Source organism: Streptomyces sp. Ac-502, from assembly GCF_045222935.1.
GTDB classification, from domain to species: domain Bacteria; phylum Actinomycetota; class Actinomycetes; order Streptomycetales; family Streptomycetaceae; genus Streptomyces; species Streptomyces monomycini.
Window position 1 is genome coordinate 1,159,383 of record NZ_JBHFFO010000001.1, and the last position, 22,254, is coordinate 1,181,636.

The 22,254-nt window shown below is 73.3% G+C and carries 16 protein-coding genes and 3 pseudogenes; 7 read left to right on the plus strand and 12 right to left on the minus strand.

The window, feature by feature from the left end:
* Nucleotides 1-19: 19 nt before the first annotated feature.
* From uvrA to ACEXOX_RS05030, 6 genes and pseudogenes are all read right to left on the minus strand, one after another.
* Complete coding sequence (uvrA, locus tag ACEXOX_RS05005; protein ID WP_406519262.1) at nt 20-2,440, minus strand: excinuclease ABC subunit UvrA; 2,421 nt, start codon at nt 2,438-2,440, stop codon at nt 20-22.
* Nucleotides 2,441-2,522: 82 nt separating this feature from the next.
* Nucleotides 2,523-3,805: pseudogene (locus ACEXOX_RS05010) on the minus strand (NAD(P)/FAD-dependent oxidoreductase).
* The gene (locus ACEXOX_RS05015; protein ID WP_030022493.1) at nt 3,802-3,996 is read right to left on the minus strand and encodes a ferredoxin; all 195 of its coding nucleotides are present in this window, start codon (nt 3,994-3,996) and stop codon (nt 3,802-3,804) included. The pseudogene ACEXOX_RS05010 and the gene ACEXOX_RS05015 overlap by 4 nt, the downstream one beginning before the upstream one ends.
* 42 nt (nt 3,997-4,038) lie before the next feature.
* Nucleotides 4,039-5,274 (minus strand): cytochrome P450, encoded by a 1,236-nt coding sequence (locus ACEXOX_RS05020; protein ID WP_406519263.1) that lies wholly within the window; start codon nt 5,272-5,274, stop codon nt 4,039-4,041.
* Nucleotides 5,275-5,540: 266 nt separating this feature from the next.
* Nucleotides 5,541-6,086 carry a TetR/AcrR family transcriptional regulator gene (locus ACEXOX_RS05025; RefSeq protein ID WP_406519264.1) on the minus strand — a complete coding sequence of 182 codons (546 nt, stop codon included), beginning with the start codon at nt 6,084-6,086 and terminating at the stop codon, nt 5,541-5,543.
* 276 nt (nt 6,087-6,362) lie between these two features.
* Entirely contained in the window at nt 6,363-7,541 is a 1,179-nt protein-coding gene (locus ACEXOX_RS05030; RefSeq protein ID WP_406519265.1) for a CapA family protein, read from the minus strand.
* 212 nt (nt 7,542-7,753) lie between these two features.
* On the opposite strand from ACEXOX_RS05030, the gene ACEXOX_RS05035 reads away from it, so the two are divergent.
* On the plus strand, nt 7,754-8,653 hold the full coding sequence (locus ACEXOX_RS05035) for an aminoglycoside phosphotransferase family protein (protein ID WP_406519266.1): 900 nt from the start codon (nt 7,754-7,756) through the stop codon (nt 8,651-8,653).
* 3 nt (nt 8,654-8,656) lie between these two features.
* On the opposite strand, the pseudogene ACEXOX_RS05040 reads toward ACEXOX_RS05035, so the two are convergent.
* The 3 genes and pseudogenes from ACEXOX_RS05040 to ACEXOX_RS05050 all read right to left on the minus strand — a co-directional run bounded on the left by ACEXOX_RS05040 (nt 8,657) and on the right by ACEXOX_RS05050 (nt 12,363).
* Nucleotides 8,657-9,636 (minus strand): annotated as a pseudogene (locus tag ACEXOX_RS05040) (phosphotransferase family protein).
* Nucleotides 9,637-9,669: 33 nt separating this feature from the next.
* Nucleotides 9,670-11,796 carry a restriction endonuclease gene (locus ACEXOX_RS05045; RefSeq protein WP_406519267.1) on the minus strand — a complete coding sequence of 709 codons (2,127 nt, stop codon included), beginning with the start codon at nt 11,794-11,796 and terminating at the stop codon, nt 9,670-9,672.
* A gap of 138 nt (nt 11,797-11,934) precedes the next feature.
* Nucleotides 11,935-12,363: a MarR family winged helix-turn-helix transcriptional regulator gene (locus tag ACEXOX_RS05050; protein WP_406519268.1), complete on the minus strand. Its 429-nt coding sequence runs from the start codon at nt 12,361-12,363 to the stop codon at nt 11,935-11,937.
* A 151-nt stretch (nt 12,364-12,514) separates the two neighbouring features.
* On the opposite strand from ACEXOX_RS05050, the pseudogene ACEXOX_RS05055 reads away from it, so the two are divergent.
* From ACEXOX_RS05055 to ACEXOX_RS05070, 4 genes and pseudogenes are all read left to right on the plus strand, one after another.
* Nucleotides 12,515-13,833: pseudogene (locus tag ACEXOX_RS05055) on the plus strand (aldehyde dehydrogenase family protein).
* A gap of 145 nt (nt 13,834-13,978) precedes the next feature.
* The gene (locus ACEXOX_RS05060; RefSeq protein WP_406526233.1) at nt 13,979-14,779 is read left to right on the plus strand and encodes a triose-phosphate isomerase family protein; all 801 of its coding nucleotides are present in this window, start codon (nt 13,979-13,981) and stop codon (nt 14,777-14,779) included.
* 10 nt (nt 14,780-14,789) lie between these two features.
* Nucleotides 14,790-15,266 carry an RpiB/LacA/LacB family sugar-phosphate isomerase gene (locus ACEXOX_RS05065; protein WP_030022480.1) on the plus strand — a complete coding sequence of 159 codons (477 nt, stop codon included), beginning with the start codon at nt 14,790-14,792 and terminating at the stop codon, nt 15,264-15,266.
* 53 nt (nt 15,267-15,319) lie between these two features.
* A complete protein-coding gene (locus ACEXOX_RS05070; RefSeq protein ID WP_406519269.1) occupies nt 15,320-16,333 on the plus strand; it encodes a zinc-dependent alcohol dehydrogenase family protein in 1,014 nt (337 codons plus the stop codon).
* 121 nt (nt 16,334-16,454) lie between these two features.
* Here ACEXOX_RS05070 and ACEXOX_RS05075 read toward each other — a convergent pair whose 3' ends face one another.
* The gene (locus tag ACEXOX_RS05075) at nt 16,455-17,381 is read right to left on the minus strand and encodes an SDR family oxidoreductase (RefSeq protein ID WP_406519270.1); all 927 of its coding nucleotides are present in this window, start codon (nt 17,379-17,381) and stop codon (nt 16,455-16,457) included.
* 328 nt (nt 17,382-17,709) lie between these two features.
* Between ACEXOX_RS05075 and ACEXOX_RS05080 the strand changes: the two genes are divergently transcribed.
* Both ACEXOX_RS05080 and ACEXOX_RS05085 read left to right on the plus strand, forming a co-directional pair.
* On the plus strand, nt 17,710-18,612 hold the full coding sequence (locus ACEXOX_RS05080; protein WP_406519271.1) for a LysR substrate-binding domain-containing protein: 903 nt from the start codon (nt 17,710-17,712) through the stop codon (nt 18,610-18,612).
* 102 nt (nt 18,613-18,714) lie between these two features.
* Nucleotides 18,715-19,143 carry a VOC family protein gene (locus ACEXOX_RS05085; RefSeq protein ID WP_406526234.1) on the plus strand — a complete coding sequence of 143 codons (429 nt, stop codon included), beginning with the start codon at nt 18,715-18,717 and terminating at the stop codon, nt 19,141-19,143.
* A gap of 20 nt (nt 19,144-19,163) precedes the next feature.
* On the opposite strand, the gene ACEXOX_RS05090 is transcribed toward ACEXOX_RS05085, so the two are convergent.
* Together ACEXOX_RS05090 and ACEXOX_RS05095 are read right to left on the minus strand one after the other, a co-directional pair.
* Complete coding sequence (locus ACEXOX_RS05090; RefSeq protein ID WP_406519272.1) at nt 19,164-20,303, minus strand: methyltransferase domain-containing protein; 1,140 nt, start codon at nt 20,301-20,303, stop codon at nt 19,164-19,166.
* Nucleotides 20,304-20,378: 75 nt separating this feature from the next.
* Entirely contained in the window at nt 20,379-21,929 is a 1,551-nt protein-coding gene (locus tag ACEXOX_RS05095; RefSeq protein WP_406519273.1) for an AMP-binding protein, read from the minus strand.
* Nucleotides 21,930-22,254: the final 325 nt, after the last annotated feature.

The window sequence follows — 22,254 nt, forward strand, 5'->3', positions numbered from 1 at the left end:
CCCGGCCCCCGCGCCCGGATCAGCCCCCGATCCGGCGCGCCAGATACGCCGCCGTACGGCTGTCCGCCGACGCCGCCACCTCGGCCGGTGTCCCGGTGGCCACGATGCGGCCGCCGGCCGCGCCGCCGCCCGGGCCCAGGTCGATGACGTGGTCCGCGCCCGCGACCACCCCCATGTCGTGCTCGACGACCACCACGGTGTTGCCCGCGTCCACCAGCCCGTGCAGCTGCCGCAGCAGCACCTCGGTGTCGGCGGGGTGCAGGCCGGTGGTGGGCTCGTCCAGCAGGTAGAGGGTGTGGCCGCGGTGGGCGCGCTGGAGCTCCGTGGCGAGCTTGATGCGCTGGGCCTCGCCGCCGGACAGCTCGGTCGCGGGCTGCCCCAGGCGCAGGTAGCCGAGGCCGACGTCCTGGAGGGTGCGCAGGCTGCGGGCGGCGGCCGGTACGTCGGCGAGGAAGTCCGCGGCGGTGTCCACCGTCATGCCGAGTACGTCCGCGACGCTGCGGCCGCGGTAGGTGATCTCCAGCGTCTCGGCGTTGTAGCGGGCGCCGTGGCAGGCGGTGCAGGGCGCGTACGTACCGGGCAGGAAGAGCAGCTCGACGGCGATGAAGCCCTCGCCCTGGCAGGTCTCGCAGCGGCCGCTCGTGACGTTGAAGGAGAAGCGGCCCGCCGTGTAGCCGCGGGCGCGCGCTTCGTCGGTGGCGGCGAAGACCTTGCGTACGGCGTCGAAGAGGCCGGTGTAGGTGGCGAGGTTGGAGCGCGGGGTGCGGCCGATGGGCTTCTGGTCGACGCGTACGAGGCGGTCGACCGCCTCCAGGCCCTTGGCGGCGGCGAGCCGGGCCCGCGTGGCGCTCTCCTCGTCGTCGGGGCCGGCGCCCAGATGGTCGGTGACGGCATCTGCGAGGGCCCGGGTGACCAGCGTGGACTTGCCGGACCCGGAGACGCCGGTGACGGCCGTGAAGACGCCGAGCGGGAAGGCGGCGTCCACCCCGCGCAGGTTGTGCAGGGTGACGCCGTGCAGGGACAGCTGCCCGGCGGGCTCGCGGGGCTGGCGCGGGGCGCGCGGCGCGTCGTCGAAGAGGAAGCGCCGGGTGGCGGACTCGGTTACCTGCGCGAGGTCCGCGACAGGCCCGCTGTGCAGGACCCGCCCGCCATGCTCACCTGCTTCCGGCCCGACGTCCACGATCCAGTCCGCGTGCCGCACCACGTCCATGTCGTGCTCGACGACGAACAGGGTGTTGCCCGCTTCCTTCAGGCGGCCGAGAACGGTGAGCAGGGCCTCGGTGTCCGCAGGGTGGAGGCCGGCCGAGGGCTCGTCCAGTACGTAGACGACGCCGAAGAGGCCGGAGCGGAGCTGGGTGGCCAGCCGCAGCCGCTGGAGTTCGCCGGAGGACAGGGTGGGGGCGGCCCGGTCCATGCTGAGGTAGCCCAGCCCCAGCTCGGTGAGGACGTCGATACGGGCGACGAGGTCCCGGGCCAGGGTCGGCGCCACCCCGTCGTCGTCGGACGCGGCCGTCGGGCGCAGCAACTGGGCGAGGCCGCTCAGCGGCAGCCCGGAGAGCTCCGCGATGTCGCGGTCCGCGAAAGTGACGGCCAGCGCTTCCGGCCGCAGTCGTCGCCCGTCGCATGCGGGGCAGGGTGCGGAGACCAGGTAGCGCTGGACGCGTTTGCGCAGTGTCTCGCTCTTGGAGTCGGCGAAGGTGTGCAGTACGTAGCGCTTGGCGCTCATGTACTGGCCCTGGTAGGGGCGGTGGATGCGGCCCGCTTCCCGTACGGGGTGCACGGTGACGACGGGCTGCTCGTCGGTGAACAGGATCCATTCCCGGTCGGCGGCCGGGAGGTCGCGCCACGGCTTGTCGATGTCGTACCCGAGCGCGGCGAGTACGTCCCGCAGGTTCTTGCCCTGCCAGGCGCCGGGCCAGGCGGCGATCGCGCCGTCCCGGAGGGACAGCGACGGGTCCGGTACCAGCGACTCCTCGGTGACCCGGTGGACGCGGCCCAGGCCGTGGCACTCCGGGCAGGCGCCGGCCGCGGTGTTCGGCGAGAAGGCGTCGGAGTCCAGCCGCTCCGGGTCGTCGTCCGGGTACGTGCCGGCGCGCGAGAACAGCATCCGCAGCGAGTTCGAGAGGGTGGTGACGGTGCCGACGGAGGAGCGGGAGGTGGGGGCCGAGCGCCGCTGCTCCAGGGCGACGGCGGGCGGCAGTCCGGTGATGTCCTCGACCTTCGGGGCGCCGACCTGGTGGATCAGGCGGCGTGCGTAGGGGGCCACCGACTCGAAGTAACGGCGCTGCGCCTCGGCGTAGACGGTGCCGAAGGCGAGCGAGGACTTGCCGCTGCCGGACACGCCGGTGAACACCGTGACGGTGTCCCTCGGGATGTCCACGTCGACACTGCGGAGGTTGTGTTCCCGGGCGCCGCGCACCCGTACGTAGGAGTCGGTCATGCCTTCCATGATCGGTCAACGCCGATCGGCAGCGCGCGGGCCCGCCCCCGTGGTCGGGGTGGGGGCGGGCCCGCGGCGGCCGTCACGCGAGGGCGTTGCGTACGCCTTCGCGGGCCTCTTCCCAGGGAGCGGGGGTGGCGATGAGCGCCCGCAGCCCCTGGTCTGGCGGGGCGGTACGCCGATCGCCAGGATGCCGGTGGCCTGTCCGTCGCGCCCGTAGAGAGCGACGGCCTTCCGGGCGTCCGGGTCCAGGACGGTGGCCTCGGACCGGTCGGCGCCGTTGAGCACGCCGTACGCCTGGATCTTCAGGCCGTACTGGTCGGACCAGAAGTACGGCACGGGCGTGAAGGGGCGCCGCTCCCGCCCGGCGGCGGGGGCCAGTGCCCCGTCCCCGTCGTCCGGCAGGGTCTCCTCCAGTTCGGCGAGGAGGTTGCGGGCGGCGGCCATGCCCTGCTCGGTGGCGTTCATCCGGTGCTCGACGCGCAGGTGGCGCCCGTGCACGGGGTGCTGCCAGCGGGCCACGTCCCCGGCGGCGTAGACGCCGGGCGCGGCGGCGCAGTACGCGTCGCAGCGCAGCCCGTCGGTGGTGTCCAGGGCCGGGTCGCCGCGCAGCCAGCCGACGGCGGGCTCCGAGCCGATGGCGACGAGGACGGTGTCGGCGGGCAGCCGGGTGCCGTCGGCCAGCCGTACGGCGGTCACGTGCCGCGCCGGTCCGTCGCCGTCCGCCTCGAAGCCGTCGACGGCCGCGGTGCGCAGCTGTACGCCGTGCTCCTGGTGCTCGGCCGCCAGCAGTTCGCCGATCTGCGGGCCGACCGTACGGGCCATCGGCAGTGCTTCCCGGCCGACGAGCGTGACCTGGTGGCCCAGTTCGCGCGCCACGGCGGCGGCCTCGCAGCCCAGGACGCCGTTGCCGACGACCACGAGGCGCCGGTCCGTGCCGGACAGCCGCTCCTTGAGGGTGAGCGCGTCCTCCAGGGTGCGCAGGGTGAGCACTCCGTCCAGCCCGGCCGCCTCCGGCAGGGTGCGGGCCGCGACGCCCGTCGCGACGATCACACCGTCGCAGGCCAGCCGCTCGCCGTCGTCCAGGGTGAGGGTGCGGCTCGCGGTGTCCAGGCCGGTCGCCCGGGTGCCGAGGCGCAGGTCGAGGGCGAGGGTGTCGAGCTGTTCGGCGGCGCGCAGGTGCAGCTTGTCGGGCTGCCAGGCGCCCTGGAGGAGTTGCTTGGACAGCGGCGGCCGGTCGTACGGCGGGTGCGGCTCGTCGCCGACGAGGGTCAGCGTGCCGGTCCAGCCGAAGCGGCGCAGGGCCTCGGCGGCGGCGAGGCCCGCCGCCGAGGCGCCCACGACGGCGATGCGGCGGGGGCTCACTCGTGTACCTGGATCACGGCGGCCGGGCAGATGGCGGCGGCCTCGCGGACCATGTCGTGCTGGTCGGCGGGCGGCGCGGCGTCCAGGAGGACGACCACGCCGTCCTCGTCACGCTGGTCGAAGACGTCGGGCGCGATCAGTACGCACTGTCCGGCGGCGCAGCACTTGTCGGCGTCGAGGGTGATGTTCATGGCAGGTGGCTCCTGAAGGCAGGCGGGACGGGGAGGAGGGGGTCACCAGGTGACGGGCAGGGTGTGGCAGCCGTAGATCGCCATGTCGCTGCGGTACGGGATCTCGTCCACGGGGACGGCGGGCCGCATCTCGGGGAAGCGGCGCAGCAGGGTGCCGATGACGACCTGGAGCTCGACGCGGGCCAGCGCCTGGCCGAGGCACTGGTGGATGCCGTAGCCGAAGGCGACGTGGTGCTGGGCGTTGGGGCGGCACACGTCGAGCGCGTCGGGGTCCTCGAAGACCTCCGGGTCGCGGTTGGCGGACGGTACGGCCACCACGACGCCCTCGCCGGCCCGGATGAGCTGCCCGCCGATCTCGATGTCCTCGGTGGCGGCGCGGCGCGGGCCGTTGCGGATGATGCTGTGGAAGCGCAGCAGCTCCTCGACCGCGCCGCGGATCAGGTTCGGCTCGGCGCGCAGCCGGTCCGCGGTCTCCCGGTCGCGCATCAGGGTGAGCGCGCTCAGGCCGATCATGTTGGCGGTGGTCTCGTGGCCCGCGATGAGCAGCAGCGCGGCGGAGGCCACCACGTCGTCGTGGGTGATCTCGCCCGGTACCTGCTGCTCGGTGATCAGGCGGCCGAGGATGTCGTCGCCGGGCGCCGCCTCCTTTGCGCTCACCAGCTGGTGCAGGTAGGTGCGCAGCTCGGCCCGCGCGCTCTCGCGCTCCTCGTCGGTGACCGTACGGGAGAGCAGGGTGCCGGTGAGCCGCTGGAACACCTCGTGGTCGTCGTAGGGGACGCCGAGCAGCAGGCTGATGACGAGCGAGGGCACCGGCAGGGCCAGCGCCTCGACGAGGTCGACGTCCTGGCCCGCGCGCTGTTCCATGGCGTCGCACAGCTCGTCGGTCAGGCGCTGGATGTCGGGGCGCATCGCCTCGACCCGCTTGACCATGAACTCCCGGGTGACCATGCGGCGCAGCCGGGTGTGCTCGGGCGGGTCCATGCGGATGAAGCCGCGGTGCTCGGTGGTGGCGCCGCCGGTCATGCCGCTGAGCGGGTAGCCGGGGCGGGTGGTGTCGGAGCTGAAGCGGGTGTCGCCGAGGATGGCGCGGATGTCGGCGTACCGGGTGGCCAGCCAGGCTTCGGTGCCGTCCGGCAGCGAGATCTTGGACAGCGGCGCTTCGGTGCGCAGCCGCGCGAACTCGGCGGGCGGGTCGAACGGGCAGCCCTGCGGCGGCTGCACGGGCAGCGCGGGCGCGGCGGCCGGCGCGGGGGCGGGAGAGGCGGGAGAGGGGGTCATGTCGCTCCTTGGGAGCACGCGGGCAGGGGCGTGCGCCCGGTGTCGGACGTTCACCTAACGCCCGTAAACTTACATGCGTAATACAGGGGTGCGACCGTGGGGGGGTGGTGACCGTCGAGCGGCACACCGCGTCGGCGGGGGTGCCGGAAATGGCCGGAGCGCTCCCGAAGCGCCCGGTTCAGGCGCTCAGTCCGCCCGCTCCATCAGCAGATGCAGGATCTCGTCCACGTAGCGGTACAGCCGTCCGGCGTCCTTGCGGCTGGGCATCACCTGCCACAGCATGACGCGGCCGTGCACCGCCGCCCACAGCACGTACGGCGCCTCCTCGCGGGTGCCGCGCACCCGCCATCCGGCGGCCTCGCACGCGGTGAGGGCGTCGTGCAGGCCCCGCACCAGACGGCCCGCCGGGTGGCGGCCAGCCGCTCCGGTTCGACCGGTGTCTGACGGGTCTCGTACAGCAGGCGGTACTTGGCGGGGTGCTCGACGGCGTACCGGCAGTACGCGCGCAGCTGAGCACGGAGCAGGTCCACCGGGTCGTCGGTGTCCGCGGCCGCCGACGCCTCGGCCATCGCCGCTCTCAGCCGCTCGTAGCTGACCTCCAGCGCGGCCCACACCAGCTCGGTCTTGTCGGCGAAGTGCCGGTAGATGCTGGGGGCGGCGACACCCGCTTCGCGGGCCACGGCGCGCAGCGACAGGGCGTCCTCGCTGCCGACCTCTTCGAGGAGACGTTCGGTGGCGCGCAGGAGTTCCTCCCGCAGGCGCTCGCCCTGCCCGCGCGGATTGCGGGGCCGTACGGCCGCACTCTCACCCATCGCCGTCACGCCCTTTCCGCGCCCCGCGCCACTGTCCACCGTTCGCCGTCCGAACGTCCGGACCTCCGAACGCCCGAACCTCCGAACGCCCGAACGTCCGCCGTCGGACGCCCACCGATCCGCCGTCCGCCGCCGGCCGTCCGCCGGGCGACGCCGCCGCCCGGCACGCCCGCGTCCGTGGTGCTCACGACCGGTCCGGGCCGGTCTTCAGGGTTTCACATCGCGGAACGCTCTCTCACCGGGCCACCCGGCGCGACACCCCCGTCCGCACGCCCGTCAGCGGCCCATCGTCAGCCCGGCACCCTCCGCTCCCCGGCTGAGGACGGCCTCGCGGATGCCCTCCCGTACGTCGGCACGGTCCCCGGTGGCGGCGAGGTTGACCATGCGCAGCGGGGGCCCGTGCGCGGAGAGCTGAGGGATGTACTCGGCCTTGGTGACCCGCCAGCGCTCCCCCTCCTTCGCGGGCGGCTCGAAGCGGAAGCGGGCGATGGTGCCCCAGTTGCCGCGCGGGCTCTCCATGATCCCGGCGATCTGGTCGCCCATGCCGTAGACGACCCAGGTGCCGTTCAGCTTCTCGTACGGCTGCGGGGTGTGCGCGTGCGTCCCGATGACGAGATCGATGTCGGGCCGGCCGCCGGTGCGCGCCTTCGTGAGCGCCTCGGCGACCTCGATCTGCTGCGCGTCCGGCGCGGTCCGGTACTCGGCACCCCAGTGCGGACTGACCACGACGACGTCGGCACCGGCCCGGCGGGCGGCCCGCGCGTCCGCGACGATCTTCTTGGCGTCGATGACCCCGACCGTCCACGGCTTGCCCTGCGGCTGCGGCACCCCGTTCGTGCCGTACGTGTACGAGAGCTGGGCCACCCGCGCCCCGCCGGGCGCCTTCAGCAGCGCGGGCCGGCCGGCCTCGGCCGCGTCGCGGGCCGATCCGGTGTGCTTGATCCCGGCCCGGTCCAGCCGGTCGAGGGTGCGCCGGACGCCTTCGGCGCCGTCGTCGAGCGTGTGGTTGGACGCCGTGGAACAGGAGTCGTAGCCGGTGTCCTTGAGGGCGTCCGCCACCTGGGGCGGCGCCTTGAAGGCCGGATACCCGGTGAACGGCCCGCCGTCGGGCCCGAAGGGCGTCTCCAGGTGGCAGATCGCCAGGTCGGCCCCCTCGATCACGGGTTTGACCCCGGCGAGGACGGCCCGGTAGTCGTATCCGTCGCCGCCGGCGTCCTGGCGGGCCGTCTCCAGTACGGACGGGTACGAGGCGATGACGTCCCCGGAGGCGGCGAGGGTGAAGCCCTGGGAGGCCCGGTGGACGGAGTGCTGCGGCACCCCGGTCGCGGAGGCGGAGTCGCGGTGCGCGGGCCCGGAGGCGGGGCCTGCGGGCCGTCCGGTGTCCTGCTGGGCCGCGCAGCCCGTGGCCAGGGATATCAGGAGCAGGGCGGCGCCGTACGACCGGTACTGGTTCATGCCAGACGCATAACAGGCGATAAGAGTCGATAAACCGATTAATCTCCCCGCGACACCGCTGGTCCCACGCCACCGCCCGACCGGTACGCACCGGCTCGCGCGAACCGGCGACACCCGCGCATAATCCGTTCGGTCCGCTGTCCGCCGCGCGGCTACTGTGCCCGAATGGCACCGGCCCCCTGAGCGACGACCTGTTCCCCACCGATCTCCCCGTGTACGCCACCGTGGGCAGCACCCCGGACGGGCGCGCCTGGCTGGACCGGCTGCCCGCCACCGTCCGGGCCGTCCAGGAGGAGTGGGATCTGCGGCTCGGCGTGCCGCTGCACGGCGGCAGCTGCTCATGGGTCGCTCCCGCGCGGCTCCCGGACGGTGGCGACGCGGTGCTCAAGGTGACCTGGCCGCACCGGGAGGCCGCCGGGGAGGCGCCGGCCCTGCGCGCCTGGGACGGCAGCGGCGCCGTACGGCTGCTGCGTCACGACCGGGAGCGGTACGCGCTGCTGGTCGAGCGCTGCGCACCTGGTGGAGAGCTGGACGACAGCCCGCTGCCCGCCGGCGAACGGCTGCTGATCGCCGCCGGTGTGCTGCGTGAGCTGTGGGCCGCGCCCGTACCGCCCGACGGCGAACTGGAGCGGGTCGCCGACGTCTGCGCCGAATGGGCCGGTACGGTCGAGGACCGTATGGCCCGGATCCGGCCCGGTTACGACCCCGGGCTCGTCCGGCTCGGCGCCCGGCTGCTGCGCGAACTGCCGGCCACCGCGACCCGCGAGGTCGTGGTGCACGGCGACTTCAACCCCGGCAACATCCTCTCCGCGCGGCGCCGCCCGTGGCTGGCCATCGACCCCAAGTCCATGGTCGGCGACCCCGGGTACGACCCCTGGCCGCTCCTGGAGCAGATCGACGACCCCTTCGAGTACGGCGATCCGTGCCCGGTCCTGCGCGAACGCTGCACGCTGCTGGCCGACGCCCTCGGCGAGGAGCCGGACCGCCTGCTGGCATGGGCGACGGCCCGTACGGTGGAGAACGCCCTGTGGTGTGCCGATCGCGGCGAGATCCAGGACGGCGAGGAGGAGTTGGAGGTGGCGGCGACGCTGGCCGCGCTGGCGGGACTGTGAGGCTCAGCCGTAGCGGCGGAAGAGTTCCTGGAGGTAGTCCTCCAGCCTGCTCGCCAGCAGGTCCGAGGTCAGGTCGTCGCGCCCCAGCTCCCGCCAGGGCAGCCCGACCTTCTCGGCATCCGGGGCGAACCCGAGGGCGTCCAGGACGCGCCAGTACAGATGATCCGCGGGGTCGTCGCTCAACGTCCCGCCGGCCGCCGCGTAGGCGTCGGCCAGCCGCATCCCCTCCTCGACGCCGTGCAGCAGGGCCAGGGCCGTCGAGCAGTGCGCCACGTCCAGGTCGGCCGGCCCCCAGGACGTCTCCACCCAGTCGACGACGCCCGTGATCCGCAGGCTGCTGCCCCGCCCGGTGAAGAGCACGTTGCCGGGGTGGAAGTCCCGGTGCAGGAAGCACGGCCGGTACGCGGGGGCTCGCGGCGGATGACGTCCACGGCCCGCTGCCACAGCTCCGGGCGGCCGGTGTGTTCGGGCAGCCGCACCCGGTCCGGCGCGGCCCACGCCTCGTACGCGCGCGGGCGGGCCTCGGCCGGTACGGGTATCCGGTGGATGCCGAGGAGTTGGCGCGCCAGCAGCGGCGTACGCAGGGCTGCCTCCGCCTCGTCCACGCGCACGCTGCCGGGCAGCAGCGACATCAACAGGGACGGGTGGTCGCAGTGCGCCGCCGTCGCGTCCACCGCGTGGAACTCCGCGGCGGGTACGTCCGTTCCGCCGAGCAGACGCAGGGTGTCCGCTTCGCGCGTCAGCAGGCCCTCCGCGTGCCGTGCGAAGAACGGCCGGACGAAGGATCTGAGCACCAGCCACCGGGGGTCGCCGCCCCCGCTGATCCGCAATCGCCGCATCTCCGAGGTCCAGCCGCCCCGCAGCCGTTCGGCGGCCTCGACGCGGCATCCGCCGCCGTGCTTCTCCACCCAGGCGCGGGTGCCGGCCCAGCCCCGGCCGTCGCGGTCGGTCGCTGACGCGGCGGCATCCTCGTTCGTCGTCATGCCCGCAATCTAGCGATCTTCGCCCGCCGTGGGTCAGGCGACCTCGATCCCGTACTCCTGCACCAGCGCCTCCAGGCCGCCTTCGTAGCCCTTGCCGCCGAGGACGAAGTCCCAGTCGCCGTTGGCGCGGCGGCGGAAGGAGCCGAGTACCAGCGCCGTTTCGCCGCTGCGGCCGTCGGAGACGTCCAGCTGCCCGAGTTCGGTGCCGGACGCGTCGACCAGGCGGATGCACGCGTCGGTGAAACCGGACAGGTCCGCGTACGGGTCGGTCTCCGGGTCGACGGCGGCGACGAGGACGAGCCGGTCGGCGGTGGCGGGCAGGGCGTCGAAAGCCACCTGCATGGCGGCCCGGTCGGGGGCGAAGCCGGACAGCATCCGTACGGTGCCGTCCGGGGTGCGCGGGTTGTTGTAGAAGACGAAGTGGTCGTCGCTCAGGACGCGGTTGCCCTGGCAGACCAGCGCGCAGACGTCGAGGGAGACGCTGCCGGACCAGTTCATGCCGAGGATGCTGCCCGCGTCCCGATCCGCCTCCGGGTCCGGGTCCGGTTCCTGGGCCGTTTCCTCCTCGGCGGGCGGCTGCCGCTGGGGCGGGACCGCGGCGTCCCCGAGGCGTCCGCGCAGGCCGTGGCGGGCCAGCAGGTCGACCAGTTCGGGTCCGCTGACGAGGGTGAGCGGCTTGCCGTTGGCGAAGGCGTGGGCGCCGGGGCCGAAGCGGGAAGTGGTCACCAGTACGCCCTTGTTGGCGCCCTCGGACTGGACGGTGCCGAACAGGTCGCGCACGGCGGTCGGCGGCACGGTGTTGCGGTAGCGCTTCACCTGCACGATGATCTTGCCGCCCCGGATGGGGTCGGAGTCCAGCGCGTCCACGTCCACCCCGCCGTCCCCGGACCGCTGGGTCGTCACGGCCTGCATCCCCATCGCGCGGAACAGTTCGGCGACCAGCCCTTCGAAGGCGATCGGGTCCATGGTGAACAGGTCCGGCTCCGCCGCGCCGCCGTGTGTCACCACGCCGCCGCCGACCTCGCCCGGCTGCCGCGCGGGCCGGACCGCCGACCGCTGCTCGGGGCGCGCCGACAGCTGGCCGCGCAACCCGTCGGTGAGGCAGTCCACGGCGCTGACCTGCGCCAGGTGCAGTTCCTCGAAGGCGTCCCTGGGGACCGTGACGGTGGCCAGGCACAGCTGCGCGGGACGTCCGGTGGCCGGGTCCACGTCGTCGACGAAGCCGTTGACCACCACGGAGTCGAGGGTGCGGGACGGGTCCGCCGCGAACAGGTCGTGCACCACCAGCAGGACGGACTGGGCCAGCACGTCGCGGTAGGCCGCCCGCCGCTGGGTCGCCGGCCGGGCGACGTCCTTGTCCTGGTCGGCCGCGTACAAGTAGCGCACCGACTTGGCCGCCGGCACGACGTCGTAGCCGGGCAGTTCCCAGTCCAGTACGAGCTGGCGGGCCACCGCGTCGAAGGCGGCGTGGACCCGGCGCGGGAAGCCTTCCGGCCAGCCGGTGGTGGCGTACAGCGCGGCGGAGAAGTACTCCACCACCGCGTCGGGGTCGCCGCCGCGCAGGCCCGTCAGCAGTTCCTCGACCGCGGCGTTGTAGCTCCTGATCTCCGCCAGCCGGCCGGCGGCCCACTGGTCGTACTGCCGCCGGTAGTCCTCCAGTTGACGCAGGCGCTGTGCCTCCGCGGCCTGTGCGGCGTGCCAGTCGTGTTCGTAACGGACCCGGGCCTCTTCCTGCGCCTGTGCGCGGCGGGCGCCGCCGAGGCTCCAGCCGGTGGCCTGCGGCTGGTAGGCGGCCGGGTCGGGCATCGGTACGGGCACGGCGAGCCGGCCGGGCGCGAATGCTTCGACGTACTCGGGGCGCCGCAGCGTGTCGGCGGTGAACGCCGGGGCCTGGCAGCCGTCGGCCAGCAGGCCGGCCAACCCGGCCATCCGCGCGTCCAGTTCCTCGGTGCGGCGGCGGGCGTCGGCCTCGCGCTGCTGCCGGTACGCGTCCCGGCGTTCGCGCTGCATGCGGGCCATGGCGCGTTCGGTGTCGCGCTGCTGCCGCTCCTGATCACGGCGGGCCTGTTCACCGGCTCGCCGCTGCGCCTCCTGGCGGCGCTGCTGCTGACGCTGCGCCTCGGCCCAGACGGCCACTAATCCGTTGGAGCGGCGACTCATGTGGATCTACGTCCTCCCCCGGGGCAGCCCACCCCGAACAGCCCGCACAGGCCCATCCACCAGCGGGTATTCATCCGACTTTAGCGGGATCCCGACAGGCCGTCCCCCGCCGGGCCGGACTGGACCGAGGAGCCGGGCTCAGCGGCCCAGGAGCGCGCCCAGGCGTTCCAGCAGGGGCAGCAGTGCGGTGCGTTCCTCGGGCGTGAGTGCTTCGAGCGCGCCGCGCACGGCGTGCATGTCGGCGCGCACCCGCAGGGCGAGCGCCCGGCCCTCCTCGGTGGCGGTGACCACCTTGCTCCGGCGGTCCCGGGGCGCGGCCTCCCGCCGTACGAGCCCGCGCTCCTGCATCCGGGCGATGAGCCGGGTCGCGTTCGAGGCGTCGCAGACCAGGTGCCCGGCGAGCGCGCTCATCGAGAGCGGCTCCTCCAGGGCGATGAGCGCGCGGGCCTGCGCGGTGCTCAGGCCGTGCCGCAGGGCGGCGGCGGCGAGATCGTCGTAGTAGCCGCGGACCGTGCGGGCGAACGGCTGGATGAGGTCGTCGGGGGCGGGCCGGATGGTGTCGGACACGCGGCCAGGATAACGGGTTACTTGACTTCGGCAATCGTTGGTATTTACATGGAACGTGTGCTTGACCTTGTCAAGCGAACCGGCCGGGCGGCGGAACCGTACCCCCGCCCCCGCCGCCCGGCCGCTCCACCCCGTACGCATCGGAGACACCATGACCAGCAGCACCCCCGAGCAGCCGGACGCCGTGGTCGCGCGGCTGCGCGCCACCTTCCGCACCGGTCGCACCGCCTCCCTGGAATGGCGTACCGACCAGCTGCGACGGCTGCGCGCCCTGCTCACCGAGCACGGCAAGGACCTCGCCGCGGCCCTGTACGAGGACCTGGGCAAGGGGAGACCGAGGCGTACCGCACCGAGATCGACTTCACGCTGCGCGAGATCGACCACACCCTCGGCCACCTGGCGGAGTGGCTGCGGCCCGAGGCCGCGCCGGTGCCGCCCCACCTGAGCGGCGCGGAAGCGTGGACGGTGTACGACCCGCTGGGTGTCGTGCTGGTCATCGCCCCCTGGAACTACCCCCTGCAACTGCTGCTCGCGCCCATGGTCGGCGCCCTGGCGTCCGGCAACTGCGTGGTCGCCAAGCCCAGTGAGATGGCGCCCGCCACCTCCGCCGCCGTGGCCCGCCTGCTGCCCCGCTTCCTGGACGCGGACGCGGTCGCGGTGGTGGAGGGCGCCGTTCCGGAGACGACGGCCCTGCTGGAGCAGCGCTTCGACCACATCTTCTACACGGGCAACGGCACCGTCGGCCGCATCGTGATGCGCGCGGCGGCCGAGCACCTGACCCCGGTCACCCTGGAGCTGGGCGGCAAGTCTCCCGCCTTCGTGGACCGCGACACGGACGCCGACGCGGTCGCCGCGCGGCTGGTGGCCGGCAAGTTCCTCAACGCGGGCCAGACCTGCGTCGCGCCGGACTACGTCCTGACCGACCCGGAGACGGCGGCCCGCCTGGAGCCCGCCCTCGCCCGCGCCGTCACCGCCCTCTACGGCGACGACCCGGCCACCGCGCCGAACTACAGCCGCATCGTCAACGAGCGGCACTTCGACCGGCTGACCGGCCTGCTCGACTCCGGCCGCACGGTCACCGGCGGCACGCACGACCGGGACCGCAAGTACATCGCGCCGACCGTGCTCGGCGGCGTGGCGCCGGACGCCCCGGTGATGCGGGAGGAGATCTTCGGGCCGATCCTGCCGGTCGTCGAGGTGGCGGACCTGGACGCGGCCATCGACTTCGTCAACGACCGGGACAAGCCGCTGGCGCTGTACGCCTTCACGGAGTCGGCGGAGACCCGGCGGCGACTGACCGGGGAAACGTCGTCCGGCGGCCTCGGCTTCGGCCTGCCGGTCGCCCATCTGACCGTGTCGGACCTGCCGTTCGGCGGGGTGGGCGAGAGCGGGATGGGCCGCTACCACGGCCGGTACTCGATCGAGACGTTCAGCCACCGCAAGGCCGTCCTGTCCAAGCCGCTGGCCTGACACCGTCACCGCCCTTCCGCAAAGAAAATCTCGCGAGACCGGGAAACATAACGTCTTGATCTGAGAACTTCACATGTGCTTTTGTTTGAAGCATCATGAACGACGTGATCCCTGAGAACTCGACGTCGACGGCGGCGGCCCGGACATCCGGGGCCCACGGGCCCCGGAAGCGGGCCGCCGCCCGGTCGTCGGCGTATCGCTGAAGCTCTACTTCGGACTGGCCGCGACCAGGCAGTGGCTCACCGGCGTGGCCGCGCTCCGGGGCGCCCTGGCGGCACTGCCCCGCCCCGTGGACCTGTTCGTCCTGCCGGCCTTCCCCGCCCTGGCCGACGCCCGGGAACTGCTGGCCGGCACCGGCGTCGCGTACGGCGCCCAGGACGTGCACTGGGCCGAGTCCGGCGCGTGGACCGGCGAGGTCTCCGCAGGCATGCTCGCCGAGACGGGCGCCCGGTACGTCGAAGTCGGCCACGCGGAGCGGCGCCGCCACTTCGGTGAGACGGACGCGACCGTGGCCGCCAAGACGGGCGCCGCCGTGCGGGCCGGCCTGGTGCCCGTCGTCTGCGCGGGCGAGCGGCACGACAACGGCCTCGCGCGGGCCGTCGAGGAGACGCTGGTCCAGGTACGGGCCGCCCTCGGCGGCGCGGGACCGGACAGCGAGGTGATCATCGCGTACGAACCGGTCTGGGCGATCGGCGCCCGCGAACCGGCGCCCGCCCGGCACGTACGGGCGGTGGCCTCGGCCGTCCGCGCCTGTCTGCGCGACCACGGGGTGCGCGGCCGGGTCGTCTACGGCGGCACCGCCGGGCCCGGCACTTTCGGCCAGCTGGCCGGCAGCGTCGACGGCCTGTTCCTCGGCCGGCTCGCCCACGACACCGCCCATCTGCGCCACGTCCTCGAAGAAGTCGCCGCGGCCGCCGTGCCCGCCCCGCTGCCCCTCCGCCCCTAGGGAGTTCACCGTGCAGGACACGTACCGCATCGCCCTCGGCGCCGACGACGCCGCGACCGCCATGAAGGACGCGATGGCCGCATACCTCACCGAGCGCGGCCATCGGGTCACCGACCTGAGCGCCGCGGACGGCGAGGACTACCCGGACGTCGCGGAACGGGTCGCGCGCGGCGTCGCACGCGGCGAACACGAACGCGCCGTCCTGGTCTGCGGCACCGGCATCGGCATGGCCATCGCCGCCAACAAGGTGCCGGGCATCCGGGCCGCCCAGATACCGGACAGCTACAGCGCGGAGCGCGCCCGCAAGTCCAACGACGCGCAGATCGCCTGCTTCGGCAGCCGCACCATGGGTGTGGAGGCCGCCCTGGTGTGCCTGGAGCACTGGCTGGTCTCCGACTTCGCCGGGGGCGGTTCGGCGCCCAAGGTGGAGAAGATCAGGCAGGTCGAGTCGCGCAACCTGACGGCCCCCGGCCTGCCCGCGGTCTGAGTCCGTCCCCGCTGCCCCGCCCTCCCCACCCCCTCCGAAAGGCGGTCACGACCATGCGCGCAGTTGTCATCGAGGAGCCGCACAAGCTGTCCGTCAGCCAGGTCCCCGACCCGGTGCCCGGCCCGCACGACGTGGTCGTCAAGGTGACCGCCGCCGGGCTGTGCGGCACCGATGTGCACATGCTGGCAGGCGAGTTCGGGCCGACGCGGTATCCGGTGATCCCCGGTCACGAGTTCTCCGGCGAGATCGTGGCGGTGGGCTCGGCGGTGACCGGTCTCGCCGAGGGCGACGCCGTCGCCGCGGACCCCGCGGTCTACTGCGGTACGTGCCACTTCTGTGCCATCGGCCACGGCAACCTCTGCGAGAAGTGGGGCACCATCGGCATCACGGTGGACGGTGCCGCCGCCGAGTACGTCAAGGTCCCGGCCGGCAACTGCTACCGCCTCCCGGAGACCGTCGCGCTCCGGCACGCCCCGCTGATCGAGCCGCTCTCCACCATCCTGCGGGGCTTCGACATCGTCGGCCCCAAGCTCGGCGACCACTTCCTGATCTACGGCGCGGGCACCATGGGCCTGCTCTACCTCCAGGTCGCCCAGCGCGCCGGCGCCGCGTCGGTCTCGGTGGTGGACATCAACGAGGACCGGCTGGCGGTCGCCCGGCAGTTGGGCGCCGACGCCGTCGCCACCAGCGCCGACCACCTCACCGCCGCCCACCCGCTCGGCTGGCAGGTGGTCACCGACTGCACCGGCAACGTACGGGCCATCGAGGACGGCCTGACGCGGCCGATCCGCGGCGGTACGTTCCAGCAGTTCGGCTGCGCGCCCGACCAGGAGATGGCGCGGTTCTCGCCGTTCCGGATCTACCACGACGAGATCCGCATCGTCGGCAGCATGGCGATCCTGCACACGTACGGCCGGGCGGTCGAGATGCTCGGCAAGGGCGTGATCGACTGCGAAACCATGATCACGCACCGCTTCGGGCTGGATCAGTACGCGGAGGCGCTGAAGACCTTCGAGCTGGGCACCGGACGGAAGCTGCAGATCGTTCCGAACGGGCCGGTGGGCTGAGGGGGGCGGTGAGCCGAGGGGGCCGGTGGGTTGAGGAGGTCGGTGAGCCGAGGGGGCCGGTGGGTTGAGGGGCGGCGGGCGTTCGGGCGGACGTCCCCCGGCCCCTCCCCACCCCTCCCCCTCAGAAAATGCTCGTCCGCCCCGTGAAGTAGTGCCCCGCTCCGAGGTCCTCAAGGAGGGACGGGCCCACCGGGTCCCAGCCGACCAGCTCGCGGGTCAGGGCGCTCGACGTGGGATTGTCGGCCGGCACCATGCCGGAGAGGGCACCGAAGCGCCCGCCCGCCTCCTCGGCGGTGATGCCGACGGCGGGCACGCCCAGCCGGGCGCCGATCGCTTCGGCGATGTCGCGGAACGGCACGCCTTCCTCGGCCGTTCCGTGCAGGACCGAGCCCGCCGGTGCCACTTCCAGCGCCAGCCGGAACAGGCGGGCCGCGTCGAGCCGGTGCACGGCGGGCCAGCGGTTGGCGCCGTCACCGACGTAAGCCGCGGCGCCCTGGGCGCGGGCGGTGTCGATCAGCAGCGGTACAAAACCCCGGTCGCCTTCGCCGTGCACGGACGGCGCGAGCCGTACGACCGAGGCGCGCACGCCGCGGCCGGCCAGCGCCACGACCGCGTTCTCCGTCGCGAGCCGGGGCCGGTCCGTGCCGGGCTCGGCCCTGACGTCCTCGGTCCCGAGGCGGCCCGGCGCCATCGCCGCGAGCGACAGCGTTCCCGAGGTGGCGAGGAAGGGCTTGCCGGTGCCGTCGAGCGCCTTGCCGATCGCCTCGACGGCACGCAGGTCCAGCTTGCCGGCGTCCACGAAGGCCGCGTGGTCCGAGAAGTCGTGGCGGTAGGCGAGGTGGATGACACCGTCCGCCGCGGCGGCCCCGTCGTGCAGACTGCCGGGGTCGTCCAAGGAGCCGCGGTGCGCCTCGGCACCGGCCGCCCGCAATGTCGCGGCGGCCGTGTCCGAGCGGGCCAGGCCGACGACCGTGTGCCCGGCCGCGAGGAGGTCCTGGACCACCGCGGTCCCGATGAAGCCGGTCGCTCCGGTGACGAATACGCGCATGGGTGAGTTCCTTCGGTGGTGAACGAAAGGCGGTACGGGCCCGGTCGGCAGAGGGACGACGGGCCGCCCGGCGGGTGCTGTGCCGCCCCCGGCCGGTGCTGCTCCATCGTCCGGGTACGGACCGTCGCGCGTCCAAAGCCTCTTCCGCATGGGGTCATGCGCTTCAGGCATCACCGCTGGCAGAGCCGGGCGTACGGCTCGATCACCCGGCTCTGCGCTCAGCTCACCACCCGGCTCGCCACCCAGCCCAGCGCCCGGCTCAGCGCTCGACACGGCGCACGGCGACGACCCCCGTACCGCTCCGGGCTGCCCGGACTACCCTGCGAACATGCCCGACCCAGCTTCCGCGCCCGACCTCGACCTGCGACTCGTGCGCTACTTCACGGCCGTCGCCGAGCACCAACACTTCGGCCGCGCCGCCGAAGCCCTCCGTATCACCCAGCCCTCCCTGAGCCGCCAGATACGCCGCCTCGAACAGCAGGTGGGCGCCCGGCTGCTGGTCCGTACTCCGCGGGGCAGCCGGCTCACCGCGGCCGGGGAAACGTTCCTGCCCCGCGCCGAGGCGCTGCTGCGGGCCGCCGCGCGGGCCGTGGCCCGTACCCGTGCCGCCTCCGACCCGTCCCGGATCGGCATCGGGTACAGCACGGGCGTCATCGTCACCCCGGCGGTACGCGAGCTGCGCCGACGCCACCCGGACGCCGAGGTGCACACCCGGTTCGTGGGCTGCGACGAGATCCATACGGCGCTGCTCGACCACCAGGTGGACGCGTTGGTGGCCCGGTCACCGTTCCCGGCCGACCGGTTGCGGGTGTCGGTGCTGTACGGCGAGCCGCGGGTGCTGCTCGTACCGCTCGATCACCGTCTCGCGGGCAAGGAGTCCGTCACCCTCGCCGACATCGCCGACGAACCCCTCCCCCGCCTGCGCCGGGCCGACCCGGCCTGGAACGCCTACTGGCGCTTCGATCCCCGGCCCGACGGGCGCCCGGCACCCGACGGCCCCTTCATCGACGCGCTGGAGGACAAGTTCGAACTCATCGCATCCGGCGACGCCGTGGCCGTCGCGGCCGGCCTGCGCGCGGCCACGATGCGCCCGGACGTCACCGGCGTGCCCCTGCGCGGCGTCGAGCCGAGCCAGGTCCTTCTGGCGACCCGCGCGGAGGACCACAGCCGCCTGGTCACGGCGTTCCGCGAGGCGGCCCACGCCCGTCTGACCGGGCCCGTCCCGGCCTGAGACACGGTGACGGCAGGGCGTCGGGGACGGCGCCCGCGGCACATCGGAAGCGTGGTCGAATTTGCCGGTGAACAGCGGCAGTTCGCTTGGTATGGTGCGCCGATGTCAGCGATCAGGAAGTTGCAAGTCACCTTCGACTGCGCGGAACCCGAACGTCTCGCGCGTTTCTGGTGCGAGGTGCTGGGGTACGTCGTACCGCCGCCCCCGGAGGGATTCGCCACCTGGGACGACTTCAAGAGCGCGCAGCCGCCTGAACAGCGCGACGCGTGGTTCGCCTGTGTTGATCCCTCTGGTGTGGGCCCGCGGTTGTACTTCCAGCGCGTTCCCGAAGGGAAGGCCGCCAAGAACCGGGTGCATCTCGATGTGCGGGTCGGCACCGGGCTCGTGGGGAAAGAGCGCCTCGCCGCGCTTGAGGCCGAATGCGCGCGACTGATCCCGCTGGGCGCGATCCACGTACGAACGCTGTACGACGGCAATGACGCGTGCATCCCGATGCTGGACATCGAGGGCAACGAGTTCTGTGTCGACTGACCGCCCTCGCGGTGGCTCCGTCAGCGCTGCCCTCCACGACGGCTGCCCTGATGAAGCCCCGAGGTGCGAACGCGGTTACCGGGCGTGCGCAGCCACATCCGGAGCCCGCCGTCCTCGGTGACTGTCGCTCCGAAGTCGCCGAGCGGTGGCCGGCCCTCCGCGACGTACTCCTGCCAGGCCTGCACCAGTTCCTGCCACAGGTCGCGGCGGCGGCCGTAGACCGCGGCCCAGCCTTCCTCGGCCAGGGCCCCGGACCCGGCCCCGTCCCACAGGAAGAGCCGGGCGGACGTCCCGGTCATGTGGACTCCGGGCAGGCGGGCACCGGCGTACAGGCCGAAGGCCGGACCCGTGAACTCCTCCAGCTGCCCGTCGAGCAGTTCGTGACAGTGGCGCGGCGTGGTTCCGTCCACGGCTGACGACGCCGTGGACCGGTGGGCCCGTAGCGGCATGTACGAGGCGCCACCGTGGAAGGAGCCCGTGACGGCCCCGGTCGTGGCGTCCTTGACGAACCGGGTCAGCAGCCCGGAAGAGAAGTCGCGCACGAGCGGGGCGACCAGGACACCGCCCGGCCGCAACTGGCGCAGGAGTGCGGGCGGGACCGTGCGCAGCGCACACGTCGCGAGGACGCGGTCATACGGCGCGCCCGGCGCCCATCCGCCCGCGCCGTCCGTGACGTGGACGGCGGGCGACAGGCCGGCCCGCGCCAGGCGGGTCCGCGCCTGCGCCGCCAGGTCCGCGTCGATCTCCACGGAGGTGACCTTGTCGTCACCGACCCGCAGGCAGAGCTTGGACGCCACGTCGCCGGTCGCCGTACCGATCTCCAGAACCGTCATGCCGTCCCGGAGGTCCAGGAGCCCGAGCGTCCTGGCGACCATAGACGGCATCGAGTTGGCGGAGGTCGCCACTTTCGGCCCCTCGGCCCGGCCGTCGTCCACCTGGGTCACCACGGGCGAGTCGCTGTAGGTCAGCCGGTACCGGGCGTCCGCGTCCGTCACCGGCTCGCACCGGTCCGGCCGCTGGACCCAGATCCGCTCCGGCAGCCAGTGCTCGCGGGGGACGTGCTCCCAGATCTCTCGCCATGGCGGCGCGAGCAGGCCACGCCCGGCCAGCTTGCCGACCAGTGCGGCCTGTCCTGCGTGAGCCTGTGGTTGAACGGTCATCACCACTTCAGGTCTTCGTCCACCTCGCGCCAGCAGAGTAGTGCTTCGCTCCGCGGTGCGGGCGGGAGCACCCCCTCAAATCGCGCGGTCCCGCCCAGCCCAATACGGCTCCCGCAGCCGTCGTTTGAACAGTTTGCCGGACTCGTCGCGCGGCAGGCTCTCCTCGAAGACCACGGTTCTCGGCACCTTGTACGAGGCGAGGCGGTCGGCGACGTGTGCCCGTACGTCCTCGGTGGTGAGGGCGGCGCCCGGTTCGGGTTCGACGTGGGCGGCGAGGGCTTCGCCGTACTCCTCGTCGGGGATGCCGAAGACGGCGACGTCGCGCAGGCCGTCGAGGGCGAGCAGGCAGCCCTCGATCTCGGCCGGGTAGATGTTGACGCCGCCGGAGATGACCAGGTCGTTGCGGCGGTCGCTGAGGTAGAGGTAGCCGTCGGCGTCGAGGTGGCCGATGTCGCCGATCGTGACGTAGCCGGGCAGCCGGTCGGCCTCCATCGCCGCGCGTTTGGCGGGATCGCCCAGATAGGTGAACTGCGGCCAGGTGTCGGACGGCCTGATGTAGATCTCGCCGGTCCGGCCGGTGGGCAGTTCCGCGCCGTCGGGGCCCAGGACCACCACCGAGCAGGTGCCTTCGGCTCTGCCGACAGTACCGGGGTGTGCCAGCCACTCCTGGCTGTCGCACCAGGTCACGGCGCCGGTCTCGCTGCCGCCGTAGTACTCGCGGAGCACCGGGCCCAGCCAGTCGATCATGGCGTGTTTGATGTGCGGCGGGCAGGGTGCCGCGGCGTGCACGACCGAGGTGAGCGAGGACAGGTCGTAGCGCTCGCGGACGTCCTTGGGCAGGCGCAGCAGCCGTACGAACATGGTCGGCACCACCTGCGCCTGCTGGATGCGGTGGTGTTCGACCAGCCGCAGGAACTCCTCGGCGTCGAAGCGCGGCATCAGGGTGATGTCCAGGCCGCCGGCGAGGGCGAGGAGGGCGTGCTGGCTGGGTGAGGCGTGGTAGAGCGGTGCGGGGATCAGGGTGCGGCCGCCGGGTTCCACGGCGAAGTATTCGAGGAACTTGGACACGGCTTCGGCCAGTTGTTCCGTGCCGACCGGGTCGCGCAGCACACCTTTCGGCCGTCCCGTGGTGCCCGAGCTGTAGATGACGGTGGACGGTCGGCGGGCGGCTTCCTCGGCGAGTGGCGGGTGGCCGGCCAGCCAGGTGTCCAGGAGGGGGTGGTCGCCGGTCTCCGGCGGCGGCGGGAAACCGCAGGCGGCGGCCGTGCCCTCGGGTACCGGCACTTCGATGAGGCGGGCCCGCTCCGGGAGGGCCGCGGCGACGCCCGGCACCAGGTCGGTGTGGGCGAAGACGACCTTGCTGTCGCTGTCGCCGAGCACATGCCGCAGCTCGTCGTGGCGGAAGTGCCAGTTGACGGGGACGGCCGAGGCTCCCAGCCGGGCCGCTCCGGCGGCGATCTCCAGGTGCGCGGGCTCGTTGCGCACCACGATCGCGATCCGCTCCCCGGGCTCGACACCCTGGGCGCGCAGTCCGGCGGCGATGCGCGCGGCACGTTCCTGGAACACGGGGTAGGTGTGCTCCACTCCGGCACAGCGGATGGCGGGGGGCGTGACGGCGTCGTCCATGTAGCCTCCAGGCGGTTGCGGCTGGCGCCCATTGAACAAGCGCTTCCGGCAGCCCGCCAGAGTGCTGACACCTTGTCAGCAACATTTCGGGACAGGACGGCGGAACGGTTCCGGCAGTGGTACGGGCGGGATGCCGGGGGCCCCGGGGGCGTGGCGACGAGCGCTCGGGGGCCGCGTGAGGTCCGAGGTCTGTCGTGCGTGGGGCCGGCAATCGCCCGTATTACGCCACGGATTCGGGGCTGGTGCTCCGATGTTCGGCCCGCCGGAGGGCTTCCGGCGGAAAGCCGGGGACTGCACCATGCGGATGGCCATGCCTGGCCGGGCA

Excerpts from the sequence above, each read along its gene's own strand:
- ACEXOX_RS05075 (WP_406519270.1), bottom strand. The coding sequence starts at position 17,381 with ATGCGCGTATTCGTCACCGGAGCGACCGGCTTCATCGGGACCGCGGTG.
- ACEXOX_RS05020 (WP_406519263.1), bottom strand. The coding sequence starts at position 5,274 with ATGACCCCCTCTCCCGCCTCTCCCGCCCCCGCGCCGGCCGCCGCGCCC.
- ACEXOX_RS05085 (WP_406526234.1), top strand. The coding sequence starts at position 18,715 with ATGTCAGCGATCAGGAAGTTGCAAGTCACCTTCGACTGCGCGGAACCC.
- ACEXOX_RS05045 (WP_406519267.1), bottom strand. The coding sequence starts at position 11,796 with ATGAGTCGCCGCTCCAACGGATTAGTGGCCGTCTGGGCCGAGGCGCAG.
- ACEXOX_RS05080 (WP_406519271.1), top strand. The coding sequence starts at position 17,710 with ATGCCCGACCCAGCTTCCGCGCCCGACCTCGACCTGCGACTCGTGCGC.
- ACEXOX_RS05015 (WP_030022493.1), bottom strand. The coding sequence starts at position 3,996 with ATGAACATCACCCTCGACGCCGACAAGTGCTGCGCCGCCGGACAGTGC.
- ACEXOX_RS05030 (WP_406519265.1), bottom strand. The coding sequence starts at position 7,541 with ATGAACCAGTACCGGTCGTACGGCGCCGCCCTGCTCCTGATATCCCTG.
- ACEXOX_RS05095 (WP_406519273.1), bottom strand. The coding sequence starts at position 21,929 with ATGGACGACGCCGTCACGCCCCCCGCCATCCGCTGTGCCGGAGTGGAG.
- ACEXOX_RS05070 (WP_406519269.1), top strand. The coding sequence starts at position 15,320 with ATGCGCGCAGTTGTCATCGAGGAGCCGCACAAGCTGTCCGTCAGCCAG.
- uvrA (WP_406519262.1), bottom strand. The coding sequence starts at position 2,440 with ATGACCGACTCCTACGTACGGGTGCGCGGCGCCCGGGAACACAACCTC.
- ACEXOX_RS05090 (WP_406519272.1), bottom strand. The coding sequence starts at position 20,303 with ATGACCGTTCAACCACAGGCTCACGCAGGACAGGCCGCACTGGTCGGC.
- ACEXOX_RS05025 (WP_406519264.1), bottom strand. The coding sequence starts at position 6,086 with ATGGGTGAGAGTGCGGCCGTACGGCCCCGCAATCCGCGCGGGCAGGGC.